The sequence below is a fragment of the Terrabacter sp. MAHUQ-38 genome (genome assembly GCF_014518425.1).
Classification (GTDB): Bacteria; Actinomycetota; Actinomycetes; order Actinomycetales; family Dermatophilaceae; genus Terrabacter.
This window is the reverse complement of the sequence record NZ_JACVCU010000001.1, coordinates 1337813-1359205: the sequence shown is the minus strand read 5'-3', so window position 1 is coordinate 1359205 and position 21393 is coordinate 1337813. Positions and strand designations below refer to the sequence as shown.

Here is a 21393-nt window from a genome sequence, read left to right as displayed (position 1 = left end):
TCTGCCGTCACGGCAGGTCGAGCTGGCCCACCTGGTCGTCGTGGTCGGGGCAGAAGGCCTGGACGCCTGCGGCCATGAGCTGCTTCGTGCGCAGCGCGTCGCCGGTGTTGCCGAGCGGCCTCTCAGCGTCGTCGACCGCGATCTGGCGTAGCTGGACGCCGCCGTTCTCGAGGGCCCAGCAGGTCGTCGTCCCGGTCTCGATGTCGTCGGCGACGGTCGCGCCCGTGACCTTCGCCCCGAGCTTCTCCGCGGCGAGGACGAACTGCGCCTCCTCCGCCGAGATCGTGGGCCGAGCGCTCGCGACGTCGGACGGCAGGTCGGCGAGCGTGGGGTCGGCGCCACCGCACCCGGCGAGCGACATGGCGACGAGGAGGGCAGCCGCGGCGACGGCGAGCGGGCGTCGCCGGGCGCGGCGGGCGGCATACGAGATCGGCTGCATCGTTACGCTGAACGCGTGAGCGAGCCCGATCGTCCCCGCGATGCCGCGTCGGCGCGGCTGGCCGCCGCCGCCCCACTCGCCCGCGGAGCGCTGGTGGCCTCGTTGGCCGGCGTCGTCTTCGGGTTCGTCTTCCTCCCACAGCTGCTCGGGCTCGCGCTCGCCGGCCTCAGCCTCGGACGCCGCGAGCCGGGCGGTCGCAGGCCCGCCCTGCTGGCCGCGGCGCTCAGTCTGCTGGTCACCGCCGCGTGGGCGGTCGTCCTCGGCCTGCTCCTCAAGTGGTGGGCCACCTCCCGCTGACCCGACGATCCACCCGTGGGTGGATGGTTGTGGCCAGCAGAGCCCGTCTGCCGCGAGGATCCACCCGTGGGTGGATCGTCGCGGTGTGTGCGCCGGTGCCAGCTTCTCGAGCGCGCAGCTGCGAAGCTCCGCCAGGTGGGCAGCTACGCGAGGCACGTGCGCGCTGTCCTGAGCGAACCGGAGGCACGTGAGGTCCGCGCTGTCGATGACCACGTCTTCGGCTACTGACTTCCGCATGGATCCACCCGTGGGTGGATGGTTGCGGTGGATCGCAGACGAATGCCGCCACGATCCAGCCGTGGCGGGATCGTGGCGGCGGCGCGCTACTGGGAGTACGTCGAGAGGAACTTCTCGAGCCGGCCGACGGCGTCCTCGAGGTCCTCGACACGGGGCAGGAAGACCAGTCTGAAGTGGTCGGGCGTCGACCAGTTGAAGCCGGTGCCCTGCACGATGAGCATCTTCTGCTCCCGCAGCAGGTCGAGGGCGAACCGCTCGTCGTCGCGGATGTCGTGCACCTTCGGGTCCAGGCGCGGGAAGAGGTAGAGCGCGCCCTGGGGCTTGGTCACCGAGACGCCGGGGATCGCGTTGAGCAGCTCCCACGCGACGTTTCGCTGCTCGAGCAGCCGACCGCCGGGCAGGATCAGCTCGTTGATCGACTGGTAGCCGCCGAGCGCCACCTGGATCGCGTGCTGTGCGGGCACGTTGGCGCACAGGCGCATGTTGGCGAGGATGTCGAGGCCCTCGAGGTAGTTGCGCGCGTGCTCCTTGGGCCCGGTGACGGCGAGCCAGCCGGAGCGGAAACCGGCCACGCGGTATGCCTTGGAGAGGCCGTTGAAGGTCAGGCACAGCAGGTCGGGGGCGAGGGCCGCGACGGACGTGTGCGTGGCGCCGTCGTAGAGGATCTTGTCGTAGATCTCGTCGGCCATGATGATCAGCTCGTGCTCGCGGGCGACCTGCGCGATCGCCTCGAGCACCTCGCGCGGGTAGACGGCGCCGGTCGGGTTGTTGGGGTTGATGACGACGATGGCGCGGGTGCGGTCGGTGACCTTGCTGCGGATGTCGTCGATGTCGGGCGCCCAGCCGGCCTTCTCGTCGCAGACGTAGTGGACGGGGTTGCCGCCGGCGAGGCTCGCGGCGGCGGTCCACAGCGGGTAGTCCGGGGCGGGGATGAGCACCTCGTCGCCGTTGTCGAGCAGGCCCTGCATCGCCATGACGATGAGCTCGCTGACGCCGTTGCCGAGGTAGATGTCCTCGATGTCGACCCGCGGGAAGTCGCGCACCTCGTAGTGCTGGGCGATGGCGCGACGGGCCGGGAGGATGCCCTTGCTGTCGCTGTAGCCCTGGGCCGTAGGCAGCTCCTGGATGACGTCGACGAGGATGTCCTCGGGCGCCTCGAAACCGAACGGAGCCGGGTTGCCGATGTTGAGCTTGAGGATCCGGTGCCCCTCCTCCTCGAGCCGCTTGGCCTCGGCGAGCACCGGGCCGCGGATCTCGTAACAGACGTTCTGCAGCTTCTTGCTCTGGGTCACCCGGCGCATGTGGTCCAGCGTCCCACCGGCGTGAGCCGGAAACCGCGACATTCCCAGCATGTGGCCGTCGCGTCGGTCACGTTCGCGAGCCGAGCGGTATGCCGGGTGGCCGGGTCAGCGGCCGAGGCAGCCGAAGGCGCTGGCCGGGCTGTGCGCGACGAGCGACTCGACGAGGGAGCTCTCGCTCCGCGCCACGACGTCGATCGTCAGCAGGTGCTCGGACTCGGTCCTCGTGAGGTGGGCGAGGGCGGGCGGGGCGGCCGGCCCCCGCGTCCAGCCCTTCTGCGTGAGGTAGCCGACCAGCTCAGCGGCCTGCGGTCCCGTCGATGCCGGGTAGGTGCGGGTGACGCGTCCGTCGGCGGAGTCGCGGCACGGCGGGATCGCGCTGTGCCCGAGCGGGGTCAGGCTGCGGTCGAGCACCTCGATCTCGCCGGCGAGCGCCGTGTAGGCCGCAAGGTCGTCGGCGTGCAGCCGTGACGACCAGGCCCAGCCTGCGAAGCCGACGAGCCCCAGGACGAGCAGGAGGAAGGCGATCAGGGCCGCGGACGGGCGGCGTGACCGGCGGGCGGTGGTGTCGCCGGCCCGGCCGGCCGCACGGGACCGCGCGCGGGCTGGTCGCCCGGGGGCCTCGTCGGCGAAGCCGGAGTCTGTCACCGGGACAGTGTGGGACACCGCGACGCGCCCCGGAAGCGCCCGCCGCAACTGTCTCCGATCCGTGACTACTCCGGCGACTGGTCTGGCACCGGGGAACGGACCCGCGTGAAGAGCGGCCGCCCCGGGTCGAGCAGGTGACGACCGTCGAGGCCTCGCGCAGTGCGCAGACCGCGTCGCAGGAGGAGCACGGCGACGACGAGCGCGAAAGGCACCCCGACGACGGTCGTCGTGAGGCCGAGGCTGTAGCCCTCGGGCAGGGTTGCGAAGCACACCATGGTCGCGACCACCGCGAGCGGACGTTCGAGCCGCGGCGCCCACTCGTCGCCGAGGGAGACGGCGAAGACGGGCAGCATCCACAGGAGGTACCACGGCAGGAAGACGGGGGCGAGCACGACGACGGCGAGCATCGCCCAGGCGAGCCCGCGCACGGCACGCCGCCGGTCGTCGCCGTCGCCCGGCTTGACGGAGGCCAGCCAGACGAGCACGAGGAGCAGGGCCATCACGACGAGGGCGACCGCCCGCGACGCGTCGATGCCGGTCTCGCGCCAGTCGTCATGACCGAGCAGGTGCCCCACGGCGCCGACCGCGACCCCGATCGCGGTCGGAAGCGACGTCCACTGCTCGTTCCTGCCTGGCGTCCCGCTGGGGTTCAGCCACGAGAACCCGAGCCCCGTCACGACGCCGCCGAGCGCCATGGGCACGCCCGCGACCACGAGGGTGAGCAGTCCGGACCGGATGACGCCCGGCCAGCCGCCGACGCCGTCGGCACCGCTCGGGTATGCCGTCTCGCTCGTCGCCGACGCCCGCCCGGACGCGACGTGGCGGGCCCAGAGGACGGCGACGAACGGCAGGGCGACGACAGCCGTCACCTTGACCATCGCCCCGAGTGCGACGACGACGCACGCGGCCGTGAACCGGCCGCGCAACGCGAGTGCGAGACCACCGAGGACGGCGGCGACCATGAGGGCGTCGTTGTGCGCGCCGCCGACGAGATGCGCCCCGACGAGCGGGGTGGCGACGCCGAGCCACGTGGCGCCGACGGGGTTCCAGCCGAGGCGGCGTGCGATGTCGGGGACGGCCCACGCGACGACGACGAGCCCGACGACGGCGAGCAGACGCAGGAGCAGGAGCGCCACCCACAGCTCGCCCGACACCGAGGCCACCGCTCGGGCGAGCAGCAGCCAGAGCGGGCCGTACGGCGTCGGGCTGTCGAGCCAGGTCGGTGCGGTCGAGGTGCGCCACGGCGAGTCGAGCTCCCGCACGACATGGTCGTAGGGGCTGAGCCCCTGGTCCCAGAGCAGGCCCTGGGCGGCATACGAGTAGAGGTCTCGGCTGTAGAGGGGCATGGCGACGACGAGCGGCGCGAACCACAGTGCGACGGTCGCCCACCACCAGCCCACCGACACCGGCGCCCGGCGCAGCCTCCACCAGGAGACGACGAGCAGGGCCATTCCCAGCAGCGACAGCGTTGCCAACAGGGGCGACCCACCCTTGGGCGTCCACAGCGCGACCCCCGGCCACAGCACCCCGGTGTTGGGTCGTGGGAGGGCGCCGGCGCCCCATGAGGCGGCCGCGAGCCCGACGCCGGCGGCGCAGCCGGCCCAGCGCCACCTGCGGGCGTCGGCGCCCGGCTCAGCCATGCGTGACCGGCTCGTCTCCCCAGGCGAGCAGGCGCCAACCGGTGTCGGGGTCGCCCTCCATGGTCACGACGTGCGTGTTGTCGACGCGCCGCTCGTCGAAGAAGTCGGCGGACAGGCCCAGCGACGTGGAGCACCAGACGCGCATGGCTGCGCCGTGGCTCACCGCGACGGCCGACTCGTGGCCGTCGGCGGCGATCCGGGCGATCGCGGCGTCGTAGCGCTGCATGAAGCGGGCCCCGGTGTCACCGCCGGGGATCGCGTGGTGCGGGTCGTCGCGCCAGCGGATGACGGCGTCGATGTAGGGCTGCCACTCGGTGGACATCTCCCAGTCGCCGGCCTGGATCTCGCGCAGGCCGGGCAGGACGACGAGCTCGAGGCCGAGCAGCTCGGCGAGCGGCGCCGCTGTCTGCTGGGTGCGCACGAGGTCGGAGGTGTAGATGGCGCCGAGGTCCTCGCCGCCGAGCCGGTCGGCGAGGGCCCGGGCCTGGGCGCGGCCCTCGTCGGTGAGGTCGAGCCCGGGCACCGCCGTGTCGAGCTGGCGCGCGACGTTGGCGTGGGTCTGTCCGTGGCGCACGAGGAAGAGCCGCACGCTCAGAGTCCCTTGACCGTGACGCCGCTCAGGCACTCGACCCCGGCCTTGGGCCCGGTGTGGAAGTTCTTGATCGAGACGGGCGCGGTCGCCCCCGCGGCCAGCTTGACGTCGACCTCCTTGCCGGCGACGTCGGAGCCGTCGGACCGCTTGACGATGAAGACACCGACCGTGAACGTGTGCTCCTCCGAGTCGGAGTTGGTGAGCGTGCCGCTGAAGCTCCACGACTCACGGGTCGGCGCGCACGTGACCTGAGTGAGGCTCGACGAGGCGTCGAAGAGGCCGCCGTCGCCGGGGGCGGTCGTCTCGGAGGGGTCGACCGCATCGTCGTTCGGCGTCTCGGCCGTGATCGTCGGCTGCACGGGGACGCTGACCGTCGGCCCGATCGATTCGTCGGGTGACGAGGGGGTGGGCTGCCCGCACGCACCGAGCAGGGCGACGAGGCCGAGGGCGACGGCATGCGACCGGGGTGCCCGGCGGGCGGGACGGGCAGTCGGGTCGTGGTGGGTGGGGCCGGGTCGGCCTGCGTTGGGCACGAGCGGCCCCTTCCTGTCGCGAGGTGTGCGCGGGCCCATTGTGCCCCGCGAGCCCGTCAGGGAAGCAGCAGCCGGGCCGCGACTCCCGCGACGATGACGAGCAGCCCGGCAGCGAGAGCCAGCGTGTCGGTGCCCCGCCACGGCGCCGGGCCCGCCCACGTGCGCCGCCGGGCCTCGGCGAAGCCCCGGGCATCCATCGCGAGCGCGAGCGTCGCGGCCTGGCCGAGTGCCCCGATGAGCAGCCCACCGGTGACGACGACGGCCTCGCGGCCCCGCTCTACCGGCCCCCGGTCGGCTCGGACGCCGCGGACGCGTCGGGTGGTCATGAGCTCGCGCCACAGCGTGTCGAACGCCTGCACCCGCTGGAGCGCGGCGGTGGCGGCGACGACGGGGCGGGGCGGCAGGCGAAGCCGCTGCGCGAGGTGGTCGCCGAGTCGCTCGGGGTCGAGGAACCCGACGACGAACGCCGACGGCACGAGGAGGCAGAGCACGCGCAGGGCGGCCCCGGAGGCGACCTCGAGGTCGCGGCCCCCGAGCAGCCAGGCCGACCAGCCGACGCCGACGAGGGCGAGCGCGGCGGGCGCCAGCCGCGCCAGCACGCCGCGACCCCTCCCCTCGGGTGCACGTCCGCGACCAGGGGCGAGCAGGCCCACGACGCAGAGCAGGACCTCGACGCCGAGGACGGCCAGGCCTTGACGCCACGTGTCGAGCAGCGCCGGGAGCGGCAGCACGCAGAGGGCCGCGATGAGGAGGGCGAGGGGGCCGACGCGCGCGAGCAGCGGCCGCCGTTCCGGCTCGGGGTCGGGCGCGGGCTGGACGGGTGCCTTCAGCGTGAGGACGCGGTCCGCGTCGGCGACGACGCCCGGGTCGTGCGTGGTGACGACGACGGCCGCGCCCTCCTGCCGGGCCGCCGCGAGAACGCCTGTCACCGCGGCCCAGGTGAGCCGGTCCTGGCCGACGGTCGGCTCGTCGGCGAGCACGAGGGCGGGGCCGTGGGCGACGGCCGACGCCATGGCGAGCCGGCGCTGCTCGCCGCCCGACAGCTGGCGCGGGTCGGCACCGGCGAGGTGGGTGAGGCCGAGGGCGGCCAGGACGGCGTCGACGCGGCGGCCCGCAGCCTCCGGGTCGAGCCCGAGCGCGAGAGGCGTGGTCAGGACGTCGTCGCGCACCGTGCGGCCGACGATCGCCGTGGCGGCGCGTTGCGGCACCCACGCGACGACGCGGGCGAGGTCTGGCGAGGACCACTCGTGCGGCGGCGCGAGCCGGTCACGGGCCGCGGCGCGGTCGCCTGCCTCGGCGGGGGTCAGGGGCAGGGCGACATCGACACTGCCCCCCGCCGGCTCGACGAGCCCGCCGAGCGCTGCCATGAGCGAGGACTTGCCGGCGCCGCTCGGCCCGACGAGGGCCACCGTGCGGCCGGCTCTCGCGTCGAGGTCGGCTCCGTCGACGGCGAGCGTGGTGCGGGACCGCTCACCCAGCCGCCGGCTGCGGTGCTCGACCCGGACGCGGGAGGCGGCGGCGACGAGCCGGCCGTCGGGCAGCCGACCAGCAGCGGCCTGAGCGAGCGGCTCGAGGTCGACCGCGAGAGGCTCGGGATCCGGCACGCCCGGCACCCAGATGCCTTGTGCGGCAAGCCGTTCCCCGTGCTCCGCCAGCACGTGGCCCGGTTCCCCGTCGGCGACGACCGCGCCGGATGCGTCGAGCACGACGAGCCGGTCGACGAGGTCGAGCCAGCCGTCGAGGCGGTGCTCGACGACGACGAGGGTCAGGTTGCGCCGCTTGACGACCTCGCCCACCACCGACCGCACCTCCGCCGACGTCCCGGCGTCGAGCATGGCGGTCGGCTCGTCGAGGAGCAGCACCGACGGCTCCATGACGAGCGCCCCGGCGAGTGCGAGGCGCTGGGCCTCGCCACCGCTCAAGGTCGCCGGCGCGGAGTCGGCGGGCATGGTGAGGCCGACCTCGCGCAGCGCCGCGTCCACACGTGCCGGCATCTCGGCCACCGGGATGGAGACGTTCTCGAGCCCGAACGCCACGTCACGCCCGATGCTCGACGCCACGACGCCCGCGCCCGGGTCCTGGAGCACCAGCCCCACCGATCCCGGAACCGCTTGCGGCGCCTGGCCGCCCACGGTGACCGAGCCGGACAGGTCACCCGAGTCCGCCGTCAGCAGCAAGCCCGCCACGGCACGGAGCAGGGTCGACTTGCCCGACCCGCTCGGCCCGGCGAGCAGGACCCGCTCACCGGGCTCGATCGTCAGGTCGAGGCGGTCGAGGACCGGACGCGCGCGACCGAACGGTCGCCACGTCAGGTCCGCGACGCACACTCCCGCGCCGCGGGTCACCGCTGACGGCGCCCCCGCGTCGAGGTCCTCGGCCCGTGGTCGCACCGGCACGTCCCGCCGTGACCGGGGTCAGACGGCCCGCCGCTCGCGGACCTCCTGGCCCGGCGGGAACGGGTTGAGTGCGCCGACGAGTGCCAGCCCCTTCGTCAGCGCGACGGCCACGACAGAGCCGAGCACCGCGACGCACGCACCGAGCAGCAACAGGTAGGTGATCTTGTAGCTCCAGCCCCAGTCGGTCCAGTAGGAGTACCACTCGTAGACGGCCTCGAACGCGCCGCCGAGGAACCCGCCGAGCAGCAGCGGCCCCCAGTGGTACACGGCATACGCGAAGGCGGCGAAACCGAGCTCGACACCGAGGCCCTGGACGAGCCCGGACACGAGCGTCGTCACGCCCCACTGCGTGCCGATGAGGGCCGACACGATCGCCGCGAGGAGCTCGGTGAAGACGGCGGCGCCGGGTCGGCGGATGATGAGGATGCCGACGATGCCGGCGACGAGCCACGGCCAGTTGAAGAGCGCCCCGAGGGGCGGGAAGGCAGCGGACACGGCGTTCGACGGTGCGGCGTAGACGAGACCCCACGCCCAGTAGGCGACGCCGAAGGCGACCCCGAGGAAGGCGCAGGTGAGCAGGTCGATGGTGCGCCAGCGGGTCAGTGGCCCGCTCGCGGTGATGGTGCTGGACATGTTGGGACTCCCGGGTTCCAGTGGATGCAGATGGATACCTGGGGGAGGGCACCAGGACGGACACGTCGCTGACGTGTGCCGCCGGGTGACCTGAGAACTACCGACTTCCTTCGCCGGTGCTAACCGGAGCAGGTTCGAGGGTCTGCGGCTCGGCCCGTCCGGGCTGCCGCACTCTCAGCGCGTATCGCGCTCCCCTGTCGTGATGGGTGGTGGTGCTGTTCAGTTGTCGGGGGTGACTCTACTCCGCGCCGCGTGGGTACAGTCACCGCATGGGCTCCAAGGACTCGAAGAAGGCAGCGGCAAAGGCGAAGGCCGCGGCCACCGGCACGCAGCGCACCCCCGTCGGGGGGCCGGTCTGGAAGGTCCTCAGCGTCGGCACGACGTTGCTCGCCACGAAGGTCGCCACCGACGCGGCGCAGAAGGGCTGGAAGCTGGCCACCGGCCGCAACGTGCCCGTCAAGGGTGACTACGAGCGCGAGCGGACGCGGGACGTCGTCCTCTTCACGGCGCTGTCGTCGATGGCGGTGGCTGCCGCGCGCGTCGCCGCCGAGCGCGGTGCCGCGACGTACTACCGCCGTTCGACGGGGCACCTGCCCAAGGCGCTCGAGGACGAGCAGGTCAAGCCCTCCGACAAGAAGACGGCGAAGAAGCTCGCCAAGGGCAAGCACAAGGCGGAGAAGGCCATGCAGAAGGCCATCGACAAGGCCACCGGGTCCCGATAGGGCCTCGCGGCTGCTCACTGGCCGCTGCGCGGCTCACGGAAGACCGTCCGGCACCAGCACGGCGGCGCCGCGCACGCGACCCGCCTCGAGGTCCTCCAGCGCGCGGTCCGCCTCGGCCAGGGCCACCGGGGTCGTCGCCACCCGGACCCCCAGCCGCTCGGCCAGTAGAAGGAACTCCTCTCCGTCCTGCCTCGTGTTGCTCGTGACGCTGCGCAGGGTCCGCTCACGGAAGAGGTGACGCTGGTAGTCGAGGACCGGTACGTCGCTGAGGTGGATGCCGGCGAGCGCCAGCGTGCCACCGGGGGAGAGGGCCTCGAGGGCGACGGGCACGAGCTCACCGGCGGGCGCGAAGAGGATGGCTGCGTCCAGCGGGAAGGGCGGCGCGTCATGCGGCCCGCCCACTGAGGCCGCGCCCAGCTCCTCGGCCAGTGCACGGGCTCCGGCGCCCCGCGTCAGGACGTGCACCTCGGCACCCTGCGCGACGGCGACCTGTGCGGTCAGGTGGGCGCTCGCGCCGAAGCCGTAGATGCCCAGCCTGCCTCCCGGCGGCAGCTCCGCGCGGCGCAGCGACCGGTAGCCGATGATGCCGGCGCACAGCAGCGGCGCCGCCTCGACGTCGTCGAACGAGGCGGGCAACCGGTACGCGAACGCCTCCGGCGCGACCGTCCACGGGGCGTAGCCGCCGTCGGCGTCCCAACCCGTGTGACGCGAGGCGGGGCAGAGGTTCTCGCGTCCCGAGCGACACCACCGGCAGGAGCCGCACGTGGCCCGCAGCCAGGCGACGCCGACCCGGTCGCCGGGGACGAACCGGTGCGCACCCTCACCGAGGAGCGCGACCTCGCCCACCACCTCGTGGCCGGGCACGACCCGGTGCCGATGCCGAGGCAGGTCGCCAGTGGCGACATGCAGGTCGGTGCGGCACACCCCGCAGGCCCGGACGCGGACGAGCACCTCGCCGGGCCCGGGCTCGGGGATCGGCAGCTCCGCCCGCACGAGGGGGTGCCTGCGGAGCGGTCCCGGCTCGTCGACGACCCACGCCTGCATCGTGCTCACGGAGCCTCCCTCGGGTCGTCGGCCGTTGCACGACCTGCCTCGATTGCACCCCGGACGTCCCGCCTCGGCAAGGGGTCGAAAGTCCTGCACGGGCGTTCAGGCGTCGCCGACGCGGACCAGCCCCGTCTCGTACGCGAGCACGACCATCTGCACGCGGTCGCGCAGTCCCAGCTTGGCGAGGATCCGCCGGATGTGGGTCTTCACCGTCGCCTCGGCGACGAAGAACGCCGTGGCGATCTCGGTGTTGTTCAGGCCCTTGCCGACGGCCTCGAGCACCTCACGCTCGCGCTCGGTCAGCACGTCGAGCCGCTCCCGTCCGCGCGGCCCAGCCGGGGCGGACAGGACCGGCAGGAAGCGGTCGAGCAGCCGCCGCGTCGGGCCCGGCGCCACGACCGCGTCACCGGTGTGCACCGCGCGGATCGCCGTGAGCAGCTCGGAAGGCCCGGCGTCCTTGAGCAGGAACCCCGCTGCGCCTGCACGCAGCGCCGCGTAGACGTACTCGTCGAGGTCGAAGGTCGTCAGGACGAGGACCTTCGGTGTCTCGCCGCGGTCGACGATCCGGCGCGTCGCCTCGATGCCGTCGAGCCGCGGCATCCGGATGTCCATGAGCACCACGTCGACGTCGCGGCCGGGGAGCGCGTCGAGGGCGGCCTGCCCGTCGGCGCACTCGGCGACGACGTCGATGTCGGGCTCGGCGTCGAGCACCATGCGGAAGCCCGCGCGCACGAGCGCCTGGTCGTCGACGATCATCACCCGGGTCGGGACGTGGCCCGGCTGGTCGGTCACCGCTGCTCCTCCGTCGGCATCGTCGCGAGCACCTCGAAGCCGCCGCCGGCCCCGGGTCCCGCTGTCAGGGTGCCACCGTGCACGGCGACACGCTCTCGCATGCCGTGCAGGCCGTGGCCGTGCCCGTCGTCGCGGCTGCGCGCACCGACACCGTCGTCGGTGACGCGGATACGGAGCAGGCCGGCTCCCTGCTCGACGTCGACGACGGCCCTGGCCCCCGGACCGGCGTGCTTGATCACGTTGGTCAGCGACTCCTGGACGACGCGGTATGCCGCGAGGTCGAGCCCCATGGGCCGGCCCCGCTCCGCACCTCGCACGGTGAGGGACACCGGCACACCGGCCGCCCTGACCCCGGCGACGAGGTCGCCGAGCTGGTCGACGCCGCCGGTCGGGGCGAGCTCGGCACCCGACTCGGGGTCACGTAGCACCCCGACGAGACGGCGGGTCTCGGTCAGGGCGTCACGGGCCGTCGAGCCGATGGTCTCGAGGGCACCGACCGACCGGGCGAGCGCACCCTCGGGGCTGCGCTCGGCGGCATACGCGGCGCCGTCGGCCTGCACGACGATGACCGACAGGGCGTGTGCGACGACGTCGTGCATCTCGCGCGCGATGGCCGCGCGTTCCTGCTGGGCGGCGAGGCGCAGCTCCTGCTCCCTTTCGCGCTCGATCCGGTCGGCTCGGTCCTGGAGGTCGGCGAGACGTTGGAGCCGGGCGCGCTTGAGGTCGCCGAGAGTCCACGCCGAGAGCGACGCGGCGGCGCACGCGACGAAGGTGAAGACGACGGCTCCGCTGCCCGGTGAGGAGCCCTCGACCGCCGTGAAGTGGAATGCGGCGATGCCGGAGCCGAGGGCCGCGACGCCGAGCCCGGCGAGGCGAACCGGGCGGCGCCGGTCGTAGGCGGCGAGCGAGTAGAGGGCGACGAGGAAGGCGATGTCGCCCGGCAGCAGGTTGCTCGTGGGCAGGACGCGGACGGCCAGGGCGACGCTCACGGCCGCGAAGGCCGTCGCGGGCCGCGAGCGACGCCAGACGAGCGCGAGGTTGGAGAGACCGACGACGGCCCAGCCGGCCCCCTGGCCCTCGCCGAGGATGACGAGGCCGAGCAGGGCGAGGCCGACCGCGAGCGGGACATCGAGCAGCAGCGGCCGGCGCTGCAGCCAGTCGTAGACGTTGCCCTCGCTCACGGGCCGAGCCTACGAGGGCGGCCGACCGGGGTCGTCAGACCCAGGTCGCACGGGCACTCCTCGCGGGGGGCTTCCCGCGAGGGTGCCTCAGGTGGTGTGCTGGGAGGGACCGCGAACGCGAGGAGGTGTGCCATGGAGGCACGGGTGGGTGACCGCATCACGATGGCGGCGGAGCACGTCGGCCAGAGCACGCGTGAGGGCACGATCCGCGAGGTGAAGGGCGCCGACGGCGGGCCGCCCTATGTCGTGGAGTGGTCCGACGGCCACACCGGGATCATCCATCCCGGCCCCGGCTCGGTGCTGCGCTGCGAGCACCCGGCGGAGGACACGACCTCCTAGACGTCGAGCGCGCGCACGATCGGCACCCCGGCCCGGTAGGCGAGGTGCAGGTGGCTCGGTGCGTCGATCACGGCGAGCTGCGCCGGCTGACCGGGCGCGATCCGCCGGTCCAGGCCGAGCGAGCGCGCCGAGACGGCCGTGGCTGCGTGCAGCGCCTCGGCCGGTGTCATGCCCATCTCGCGCACGGCGAGCGCGACGGCGAAGGGGATCGACGACGAGTAGCAGGTGCCGGGGTTGCAGTCCGAGGCGATCGCGACGTCGACACCGGCGTCGATGAGGTGGCGGGCGTCGGGGTAGGGCGAGCGGGTCGAGAACTCCACGCCGGGTAGCAGGGTCGCGACTGTCGTGCCGCGCGCGGCCGCGAGGGCCTCGACGTCGGCGTCGTCGAGGAACGTGCAGTGGTCGACGCTGCGCGCGCCGAGCTCGCACGCGAGCCGGACGCCCGGCCCGTGGCCGAGCTGGTTGCCGTGGACCCTGAGCGCGAGCCCGGCGGCGCGCCCCGCCTCGAGGACGGCGCGTGCCTCGTCACCGTCGAAGGCGTGCGCCGAGTGCGGCTCGCAGAAGACGTCGATGCTCTCCGCGAGACTCGTCGCGCCGTCGGCGGCGACCGCCGCCAGCATGGGTCCGGTGACGAGGTCGACGTAGGCCGCACGGTCCGACGCGTACTCCCGTGGCACGACGTGGGCGCCGAGGAACGTCGTGTGCGGTGTCAGCTCACGCGCGATCCGGAGTGACCGCAGCTCGTCCTCCAGGGTCAGGCCGTAGCCGCTCTTGATCTCGACGGTCGTCGTGCCCTGGGCCCGCATCTCGGCGACGCGGGCGGCCACGAGGGCACGGAGCTCGTCGTCGCTCGCTGCCCGCGTGGCCGCCACGGAGACGGCGATGCCGCCGCCGTCGTAGGGCGTGCCCGTCATCCGGGCCGCGAACTCGGCCGAGCGGTCACCGGCGAAGACGAGGTGCGTGTGGGAGTCGACGAAGCCCGGGATGACCGCGCGCCCCCCGAGGTCGCGGCGGTCGTCGGCGTCGGGCGCCTCTGCGACGGGCCCCACCCACTCGATGACACCGTCTGCCGACACGACCAGTGCGGCGTCACGGACGATGCCGAGCAGCCCGTCACCGGGGTCGGTGTGGCCGTCGGCACGGGCAGGGTCGTTCGTCGTCAGCTCGGCGATCCCCGTGAGCAGCAGGCTCACGCCGGGACCCCACCCGCGACCCGGTCGATCGCCCCGGCGAGCAGCCGGCCGACGTCACCCATCCGGTGGCGCCCGTCACTGACGACGACGTCACCGCCGACGACGACCGTCGACACGTCGGAGGCGACGCACGCGTAGATGATCTGGTCGTGCGCGGCACCGGCGGTGTTGACCGTGTCGGTGCGCACCGTGACGAAGTCGGCCAGGGCGCCCTTGCTCAGGTGGCCCCCGTCGGACCAGCCGAGGGACCGGTAGCCGTTGAACGAGGCGGCCAGGAGCAGGTCGTTGGCCGAGAACCGGTCGCGCTCGTTGGTGACGAGCCGCTCGTGCATCTCCAGGCCGCGCAGCTCCTCGAAGGGGTCGATGACGACGTGCTGGTCGGACCCGAGCGAGATCGGGCTACCCGCGTCGTGCAGTGCGCGGGCGGGGCCGATGCCGTCGGCGAGGTCGCGCTCGGTCGTCGGGCAGAAGCACGCTCCGGTGCCGGTGCCGCCGAGCAGGTCGATGTCGCCCTCGTCCATGTGCGTGGCGTGGACGGCCGTCGCGTGCGCGCCGAGGGCCCCGGCCTCGTCGAGCAGCTGCGTCGGCGTGCGGCCGTAGAACATCTGGCACGCGAGGTTCTCACCGTGCTGTTCCGACAGGTGCACGTGCAGCGGCAGGTCGCCCGCTGCCTCGACGACGCGGGGCAGGTCCTCGCGTCGGACGGCGCGCACGGAGTGGATCGCCGCGCCGAGGCGCACCCGGTCGGTCGACGGCCGCCGTGCCGACATGCGCTCGGCCCACGCGTCGACCGTGCCGTCGCTGAAGCGGCGCTGGCCCGGGTGGAGCTCGACGTGTCCGCCGCCGTTGAGGCCGCCCTCGAGGTAGCACGTGTCGAGCAGCGTCATCCGGATGCCCGCCTCGTCGGCGGCCTGCCGCACGGCGAGACCCATCGCGTTCGGGTCGCCGTAGGGGTGGCCGCCCGGTCGGTGGTGGACGTAGTGGAACTCCCCCACGACGGTGATGCCGGCCTGCACCATCTCGGCGAAGACCGCTCGTGCGAGCGCGAAGTACGTGTCGGGGTTGAGCTGCTCCGCGGCGGCATACATCTGCTCGCGCCAGCTCCAGAAGTTGCCACCCCCACCGTTGACGCGACCACGGAGTGCGCGGTGGAAGGCGTGGCTGTGCGCATTGGCCATGCCCGGCAGCGTCACGCCGGCGAGACGGACGTCGTCGGGCTGCGGGTCGGCGTCGACGAGGACCTCCTTGATCAGGCCCTCCTGGGTCACGAGACGTACACGTCGCGCGAGTCCGCCTGTCAGCCAAGCACTCTCACACCAGAACGCAGTCATCGGGCCTCGCCCATCGAGTCGGTGTCCTTCCGTGTGCACAGCTCGGTCACGACGGCGGTGAGTGCCGTGACCCCATGGTGGCAGTCGTCCATGCCCGCCGACTCGGCGGGTGAGTGCGACACACCTGTGGGATTTCGGACGAAGAGCATGGCGCTGGGCACGCCGTGCGTCGCGAGGATGCCGGCGTCGTGGCCGGCGCCCGTCCCGAGGAGCGGCGCGTCGGGGAGTATGCCGTGCAGCCGGCTGACGAGCGCCGGGTCGAACGTCGTGGTCGGCGTCCACGACTCTGGCGTGGTGGTCGCGCCGTGACGGCCGGCCTCGGCGGCCACCGCGTCGACGGCGGCGTGCACCACGTGCTCGCTGCGACCGCGTGCGTCGAGCCAGGCCGTCACGTGGCTCGCGATCGCGTTGACGCCGCCCGGGACGACGTCCACCTTGCCGACGGTGGCGACGCAGCCCAGCGCGACGGCATACGACCGGGCGGTCTGGATGACGCCGGCGAGCCCGATCATCGCGTCGTGGCGGTCCTCGATGCGGGTGGTGCCGGCGTGGTTGGCCTCCCCCGGCAGGTCGATGCGCCAGCGGCCGTGCGGCCAGATGTCGGTGCCGATGGCGACGGCGCGCGTCGGGTCGGAGAGGTCGTCGCCTCCGTCGGGGGCGATCGCCAGCGCCTTGCCCTGCTCGACGTGCAGCTCGACGAACTGCCCGATGCGGCGCACGGTCTCGTCGTCGCGGCCGAGCGACGCGGCGTCGCGGCCGGCTCGCGTCCAGGCCTCGGCCATCGAGACGCCGTCGCCGTCGGAGAGGGACCGGGCGCGGTCGCCGTCGAGTGCGCCGGTGATGATGCGGGACCCGGCACACGCGATGCCGAAGCGGGCGCCCTCCTCGTCGACGAAGTTCACGACGCCGAGCGGCACGTCGGGCTCGAACCCGGCCTCGCGCAGCGCGTCGACGGTCGCGAGGGCACTGACGACGCCGAGCGGCCCGTCGAAAGCACCGCCGTCGGGCACGGAGTCGAGGTGCGAGCCGATGACGACGCCCGGGGTCGTGTCGGGGTCTCCCCACCACGCCCACTGGTTGCCGGCACGGTCCTCGACGACGTCGAGGCCCCGGGCCGCGCACTCCCCGGCGAACCACTCGCGCAGCTCGGCGTCGGTCCTGGTCCACGCGTAGCGGCGGTAGCCGCCCGTCTCCCGGTCACGACCGAGGGGCTCGAGATCAGCCCACATCCGGTCGAAGCTCGTCGTCACCTCGATCACCATCCCTCGCGTTGCGAACCTCGAGTCCGGATGTCGCGTCCGGACTCGTCACTAGGCTTCCTCACATGGATTCCGACCACGCCGCTGCCGCTGACCCTGACCGCGATGACACAGCCGAGCGTAGTGACTCCAGCTCGACGCCGCCGGTCCGCACGCGGGCGGTCGCCGCGGTTCTCGCGGCCGGGATCGAGCACACGGTGACCCGGCACGGACGCGTCGGGAGCCTCGAGGAGGCGGCAGCCGCTCGGGGCATCGAGCCACGTGACCTCATCAAGACCCTCGTGGTGCGCCGGGCCGAGGACGACCACGTCTTCGTCCTCGTGCCCGGTGACCGCACCTTCTCGTGGGCCAAGGTGCGCGCGCTGCTCGGCACGAACCGCATCTCGATGCCCGACGCCGAGGCCGCGAAGGCCGTGACGGGTTACGAGCGCGGCACGATCACGCCGTTCGGCTCGACCACGCGGCTGCCGGTCATCGCGGACAGCCACCTCGTCGGGCGTCGGATCTCCCTCGGCGGCGGCGACCACGGGGTCGGCCTCACCGTGAACGGTGACGACGTCATCCGGCTCTTCGACGCGACCGTCGCCGACATCTCCGACGAGGAGGTGCGCAAGCGCTGACATCGGGGCTGCTCAGCCCTCCTGCATGGGGATGCGGACACCGCGCTCGCGCGCGACGCGGTCGGCGATGTCGTAGCCGGCGTCGACGTGCCGGATGACGCCCATGCCCGGGTCGTTCGTCAGCACGCGGGCCAGCTTCTGCGCCGCGAGGTCCGTGCCGTCGGCGAGCGACACCTGGCCGGCGTGCAGGCTGCGGCCGATGCCGACGCCGCCGCCGTGGTGGATCGAGACCCAGCTCGCGCCCGAGCTCGTGTTGACCAGCGCGTTGAGCAGCGGCCAGTCGGCGATCGCGTCCGAGCCGTCGGCCATGGCCTCGGTCTCCCGGTAGGGGCTCGCGACAGAACCGCTGTCGAGGTGGTCGCGGCCGATGACGATCGGGGCACTCACCTCACCGGTGCGCACGAGCTCGTTGAACGCCAGACCGGCCTTGTCGCGCTCACCGTAGCCGAGCCAGCAGATGCGGGCGGGCAGGCCCTGGAAGGCGATTCGCTCCTGCGCGCCGCGGATCCACTTGTGCAGGCGGTCGTTGTCGGGGAAGAGGTCCAGCACGGCCTTGTCGGTGGCGGCGATGTCCTTCGGGTCGCCGGAGAGGGCGGCCCAGCGGAACGGGCCCTTGCCCTCGCAGAACAGCGGCCGGATGTAGGCAGGTACGAAGCCGGGGAACTCGAACGCGCGGTCGTAGCCGCCCTGGCGGGCCTCGTCGCGGATCGAGTTGCCGTAGTCGAAGACCTCGGCGCCGGCGTCCTGGAACTCGACCATCGCCTTGACGTGCTTGGCCATCGAGGCCCGCGCACGGTCGGTGAAGTCCTCGGGCTTCTTGTCGGCGTACTCGGCCCAGTCCTCGAGCGCTACACCCTCCGGGAGGTAGGAGAGCGGGTCGTGGGCCGAGGTCTGGTCGGTGACGATGTCGATCTCGACGCCGCGACGGAGCAGCTCGGGGAAGACCTCGGCCGCGTTGCCGACGACGCCGACCGACCAGCCACGACGCTCGCGCTTGGCCGCGAGGGCCTTCTCGATGGCGTCGTCGAGGTCCTTCGCGACCTCGTCGAGGTAGCGGTGCTCCACGCGGCGCTGCAGGCGGGCCGGGTCGACGTCGACGATGAGGCAGGCACCGTCGTTGAGCGTGACGGCGAGCGGCTGCGCGCCGCCCATGCCGCCGCAGCCACCGGTCAGGGTCAGCGTGCCGGCGAGCGTGCCACCGAACTTCTTCTCGGCGACGGCGGCGAAGGTCTCGTACGTGCCCTGGACGATGCCCTGCGTGCCGATGTAGATCCACGAGCCGGCGGTCATCTGGCCGTACATCGTGAGGCCGAGGTGCTCGAGCCGGCGGAACTCGGGCCACGTCGCCCAGTCGCCGACGAGGTTGGAGTTGGCGATGAGCACGCGCGGTGCCCACTCGTGGGTCTGCATGACGCCGACGGGGCGGCCCGACTGGACGAGCATCGTCTCGTCCTGCTTGAGCGTCGTGAGCGTGCGCACCATGGCGTCGAAGGACTTCCAGTCGCGCGCCGCGCGTCCGGTGCCGCCGTAGACGACGAGGTCGTCGGGGCGCTCGGCGACCTCGGGGTCGAGGTTGTTCATGAGCATGCGGAGGGGGGCCTCCGTGGCCCACGACTGCGCGGTCAGCTGCGTGCCGCGCGCCGCGCGGACGGGACGTGCACCTTCCATGGGGATCTCCTTGTCGTATGCCGGTTCGTGTGCCGGGTCGTATGCGGGGTCGTATGCCGGGTCGCGTGCCGGGTGGGTCAGCTGAGCGGGCCCGTGGCCGACTCCGCGGCGGCGCGGACGTCGCCGTCGAGGACGGCGGCATGGGCGCCCTCGATGTCGGGGGCCAGGAAGCGGTCGGGTCCGGGGTGGGCGTCGGTGCGGGCGTCGAGCGCGGCGATGACGGCGGCCGCGGCGGCGCCGGGCTCGAGGGGTGCGCGCAGGCGGATGCCGCGTGCCGCCGTCAGCAGCTCGATGGCGAGCACCCGGCCGAGGGCGTCGACGGAGCGGCGCAGCTTGCGCGCACCGGACCAGCCCATCGACACGTGGTCCTCCTGCATCGCCGAGCTCGGGATCGAGTCGACCGAGGCGGGGACGGCGAGGCGCTTCATCTCCGAGACCATCGCGGCCTGCGTGTACTGCGCGATCATGAGACCCGAGTCGACGCCGGGGTCGTGGGCGAGGAACGGTGGCAGGCCGTGGTTGCGGGCCTGGTCGAGGAAGCGGTCGGTGCGTCGCTCGGCCATCGACGCGACGTCGGCGGCGACGATCGCGAGGAAGTCGAGGACGTAGGCGACCGGCGCGCCGTGGAAGTTGCCGTTGGACTCGACCCGGCCGTCGGGCGTGACGACGGGGTTGTCGACGGCCGAGGCCAGCTCGGCTGCGGCGACACGGGCGGCGTGGTCGACGGTGTCACGTGCGCCGCCGTGCACCTGCGGCGCGCACCGCAGGGAGTACGCGTCCTGGACGCGGGTGCACTCCTCGGTGCGGTGGGACTCGCGGATCGGTGAGTTCGCCATGACGGCACGGATGTTCGCGGCCGACGCGGCCTGGCCGGGCTGGGGTCGCAGCTGCTGCAGGTCCGCGGCGAAGACGTCGTCGGTGCCGAGCAGGCCCTCGACGCTCATCGCGGCGCTGACGTCGGCGACCGTGAGCAGGTGGCGCAGGTCGTGGATCGCGAGGACGAGCATGCCGAGCATGCCGTCGGTGCCGTTGATGAGGGCGAGGCCCTCCTTCTCTGCTAGGACGACGGGCTGGATCCCGTTGTCGCGCAAGGCTGTTGCCGCATCCGTGAGGGTGCCGTCGGCGAGGCGCACCGGGCCCTCGCCCATGACCGCCAGCGCGCAGTGCGCCAGCGGGGCCAGGTCGCCGGAGCAGCCGAGCGACCCGTACTCGTGCACGACCGGCGTGATGCCGGCGCTCAGCACGGCGGCATACGCCCGGGCGACCTCGAGGCGCACGCCGGTGCGGCCGGTGGCGAGCGTCGACAGGCGCAGCAGCATGAGGGCCCGCACGACCTCGCGCTCGACCTCGGGACCGGCGCCGGCGGCGTGCGAGCGCACGAGCGAGCGCTGCAGCTGGGCACGCAGCTCGGTCGGGATGTGGCGGGTGGCGAGCGCGCCGAAACCGGTGGAGACGCCGTAGTGCGCCACGTTGTCGTCGGCGAGCGCCTCGACGACGGCACGGCTGCGTGAGATCTCAGCCTCGGCCTCGGGCGCCAGCTCGACGCGGGCGTCGTGCCGGGCGACGGCGACGACGTCGTCGAGCGTGAGGGGACCGGTCCCGACGGTGACGGTGCCGGTGACGGTGGGAAGGGCTGCGTCCATGGGTCCCATCGAACCGCCGTAACGGTGGCGCGAGAGCCCACGGAGGAGCACAATTGTCTCGGATGCGAGACGTCGTCGATCGCGGGCAGGAGGTGGACGCGCATGTCCAACGCGCCGGCCGCCGCCAACGCGCTCGACGTCCTCGAGCACCTCTCGCGGCACGCCGAGCCGGTGCCCGCCGCCTCGATCGCACGGGACCTCGGCCTGCCCCGCAGCTCGGTCTACCACCTGCTCAAGGTGCTGCACAGCCGCGGCTACGTCACCCACTACGTCGAGGAGCGGCGCTTCGGGCTCGGCCAGGCGGCATACGAGCTGGGGTCGGCGTACCAGCGGCAGGCGCCCCTGGCCCGCGTCGCGCGCGCGGCGATGCGCCGGCTCGTCGACCAGTGCGGGCGCAACGCCCACTTCGCGACCCTCGACGGCCGCGACGTCATCTACCTCCTCGAGGAGCGTGCGCCCGGCCAGCCCATGCTCGTGACCGACGTCGGCGTCCGGCTGCCCGCTCACCTGACCGCGAGCGGACTGGCGATGCTCTCCGCGCTGCCGGCCACGCAGGTGAGGGCGCTCTACCCCGACCGCGACTCCTTCGTGCAGCGAGTCGGTGGCGGGCCGCGGTCACTGGCCGAGCTGCGCAGCCTCCTCGCGCGCACCCGCACCGACGGGCACGCCCGCGAGGAGGGGACCGTCACGGCCGACCTCTCGTCGGTCGCGGTGCCGGTCCTCGACCGCGGCGGACGCCCGCTCGCGGCCGTCGCCCTGACGCTGCGCACCGGTGAAGCCACCGACGAGCACGTGAGCGACCTCGTGGCCCGGGCCCGCGTGGCCGCCGTCGACGTAGCCCGACGGCTCAGCCCCAGCAGCTCGCCCGCCTCCCGTCGCTGAGGC

General features: G+C 73.4%; 21 protein-coding genes and 1 riboswitch. Of the genes, 5 read left to right on the top strand and 16 right to left on the bottom strand.

Annotation, left to right across the window (positions count from 1 at the left end):
* Positions 1–7: 7 nt before the first annotated feature.
* A complete protein-coding gene (locus H9I49_RS06265) occupies positions 8–439 on the bottom strand; it encodes a DUF732 domain-containing protein (protein WP_188029401.1) in 432 nt (143 codons plus the stop codon).
* Positions 440–454: 15 nt separating this feature from the next.
* On the opposite strand from H9I49_RS06265, the gene H9I49_RS06260 reads away from it, so the two are divergent.
* Positions 455–736 (top strand): hypothetical protein, encoded by a 282-nt coding sequence (locus tag H9I49_RS06260; protein ID WP_188029400.1) that lies wholly within the window; start codon positions 455–457, stop codon positions 734–736.
* A gap of 323 nt (positions 737–1059) precedes the next feature.
* Here the strand turns inward: H9I49_RS06260 and H9I49_RS06255 are convergent, their stop codons facing one another.
* The 7 genes from H9I49_RS06255 to H9I49_RS06225 form a co-directional block, all read right to left on the bottom strand.
* The gene (locus H9I49_RS06255) at positions 1060–2274 is read right to left on the bottom strand and encodes a pyridoxal phosphate-dependent aminotransferase (RefSeq protein WP_188029399.1); all 1215 of its coding nucleotides are present in this window, start codon (positions 2272–2274) and stop codon (positions 1060–1062) included.
* 105 nt (positions 2275–2379) lie between these two features.
* A complete protein-coding gene (locus H9I49_RS06250; RefSeq protein WP_188029398.1) occupies positions 2380–2919 on the bottom strand; it encodes a hypothetical protein in 540 nt (179 codons plus the stop codon).
* Between the two features lie 65 nt (positions 2920–2984).
* Positions 2985–4559: a polyprenol phosphomannose-dependent alpha 1,6 mannosyltransferase MptB gene (gene mptB / locus H9I49_RS06245; protein ID WP_188029397.1), complete on the bottom strand. Its 1575-nt coding sequence runs from the start codon at positions 4557–4559 to the stop codon at positions 2985–2987.
* Positions 4552–5148 (bottom strand): histidine phosphatase family protein, encoded by a 597-nt coding sequence (locus H9I49_RS06240; RefSeq protein WP_188029396.1) that lies wholly within the window; start codon positions 5146–5148, stop codon positions 4552–4554. The genes mptB and H9I49_RS06240 overlap by 8 nt, the downstream gene beginning before the upstream one ends.
* 2 nt (positions 5149–5150) lie before the next feature.
* Positions 5151–5684 (bottom strand): hypothetical protein, encoded by a 534-nt coding sequence (locus H9I49_RS06235; protein WP_188029395.1) that lies wholly within the window; start codon positions 5682–5684, stop codon positions 5151–5153.
* A gap of 56 nt (positions 5685–5740) precedes the next feature.
* Positions 5741–8074 (bottom strand): ATP-binding cassette domain-containing protein, encoded by a 2334-nt coding sequence (locus H9I49_RS06230; RefSeq protein ID WP_188029394.1) that lies wholly within the window; start codon positions 8072–8074, stop codon positions 5741–5743.
* A 24-nt stretch (positions 8075–8098) separates the two neighbouring features.
* Complete coding sequence (locus tag H9I49_RS06225; protein ID WP_188029393.1) at positions 8099–8713, bottom strand: ECF transporter S component; 615 nt, start codon at positions 8711–8713, stop codon at positions 8099–8101.
* 88 nt (positions 8714–8801) lie between these two features.
* A riboswitch (TPP riboswitch) is annotated at positions 8802–8919 on the bottom strand.
* Positions 8920–8982: 63 nt separating this feature from the next.
* On the opposite strand from H9I49_RS06225, the gene H9I49_RS06220 reads away from it, so the two are divergent.
* Complete coding sequence (locus H9I49_RS06220) at positions 8983–9435, top strand: DUF4235 domain-containing protein (protein ID WP_188029392.1); 453 nt, start codon at positions 8983–8985, stop codon at positions 9433–9435.
* Between the two features lie 33 nt (positions 9436–9468).
* On the opposite strand, the gene H9I49_RS06215 is transcribed toward H9I49_RS06220, so the two are convergent.
* The 3 genes from H9I49_RS06215 to H9I49_RS24355 all read right to left on the bottom strand — a co-directional run bounded on the left by H9I49_RS06215 (position 9469) and on the right by H9I49_RS24355 (position 12455).
* Positions 9469–10479 (bottom strand): zinc-dependent alcohol dehydrogenase family protein, encoded by a 1011-nt coding sequence (locus H9I49_RS06215; protein ID WP_188029648.1) that lies wholly within the window; start codon positions 10477–10479, stop codon positions 9469–9471.
* A 105-nt stretch (positions 10480–10584) separates the two neighbouring features.
* On the bottom strand, positions 10585–11238 hold the full coding sequence (locus H9I49_RS06210; protein WP_188029647.1) for a response regulator transcription factor: 654 nt from the start codon (positions 11236–11238) through the stop codon (positions 10585–10587).
* Positions 11239–11270: 32 nt separating this feature from the next.
* Entirely contained in the window at positions 11271–12455 is a 1185-nt protein-coding gene (locus tag H9I49_RS24355; protein ID WP_188029391.1) for a sensor histidine kinase, read from the bottom strand.
* 132 nt (positions 12456–12587) lie between these two features.
* On the opposite strand from H9I49_RS24355, the gene H9I49_RS06200 reads away from it, so the two are divergent.
* Complete coding sequence (locus H9I49_RS06200; protein WP_188029390.1) at positions 12588–12794, top strand: DUF1918 domain-containing protein; 207 nt, start codon at positions 12588–12590, stop codon at positions 12792–12794.
* Here H9I49_RS06200 and hutI read toward each other — a convergent pair.
* The 3 genes from hutI to H9I49_RS06185 are packed head-to-tail and all read right to left on the bottom strand — an operon-like array spanning position 12791 to position 16577.
* Complete coding sequence (gene hutI / locus H9I49_RS06195) at positions 12791–13987, bottom strand: imidazolonepropionase (RefSeq protein WP_188029389.1); 1197 nt, start codon at positions 13985–13987, stop codon at positions 12791–12793. The genes H9I49_RS06200 and hutI overlap by 4 nt on opposite strands.
* Positions 13984–15318, bottom strand: coding sequence for a formimidoylglutamate deiminase (locus tag H9I49_RS06190; RefSeq protein ID WP_188029388.1), 1335 nt, complete (start codon positions 15316–15318; stop codon positions 13984–13986). Before H9I49_RS06190 ends, hutI begins: the two co-directional genes overlap by 4 nt.
* Positions 15315–16577, bottom strand: a complete 1263-nt coding sequence (locus H9I49_RS06185; protein WP_370587464.1) for an allantoate amidohydrolase — start codon at positions 16575–16577, stop codon at positions 15315–15317. The genes H9I49_RS06190 and H9I49_RS06185 overlap by 4 nt, the downstream gene beginning before the upstream one ends.
* 65 nt (positions 16578–16642) lie before the next feature.
* On the opposite strand from H9I49_RS06185, the gene H9I49_RS06180 reads away from it, so the two are divergent.
* On the top strand, positions 16643–17197 hold the full coding sequence (locus H9I49_RS06180; RefSeq protein ID WP_223128261.1) for an aminoacyl-tRNA deacylase: 555 nt from the start codon (positions 16643–16645) through the stop codon (positions 17195–17197).
* A 12-nt stretch (positions 17198–17209) separates the two neighbouring features.
* Here H9I49_RS06180 and hutU read toward each other — a convergent pair whose 3' ends face one another.
* Both hutU and hutH read right to left on the bottom strand, forming a co-directional pair.
* Positions 17210–18865 (bottom strand): urocanate hydratase, encoded by a 1656-nt coding sequence (gene hutU, locus H9I49_RS06175; protein WP_188029386.1) that lies wholly within the window; start codon positions 18863–18865, stop codon positions 17210–17212.
* 77 nt (positions 18866–18942) lie between these two features.
* Positions 18943–20508, bottom strand: coding sequence for a histidine ammonia-lyase (gene hutH / locus H9I49_RS06170; RefSeq protein WP_188029385.1), 1566 nt, complete (start codon positions 20506–20508; stop codon positions 18943–18945).
* A 102-nt stretch (positions 20509–20610) separates the two neighbouring features.
* Here hutH and H9I49_RS06165 point away from each other — a divergent pair, with 102 nt between their 5' ends.
* On the top strand, positions 20611–21390 hold the full coding sequence (locus H9I49_RS06165; protein WP_188029384.1) for an IclR family transcriptional regulator: 780 nt from the start codon (positions 20611–20613) through the stop codon (positions 21388–21390).
* Positions 21391–21393 lie beyond the last annotated feature (3 nt).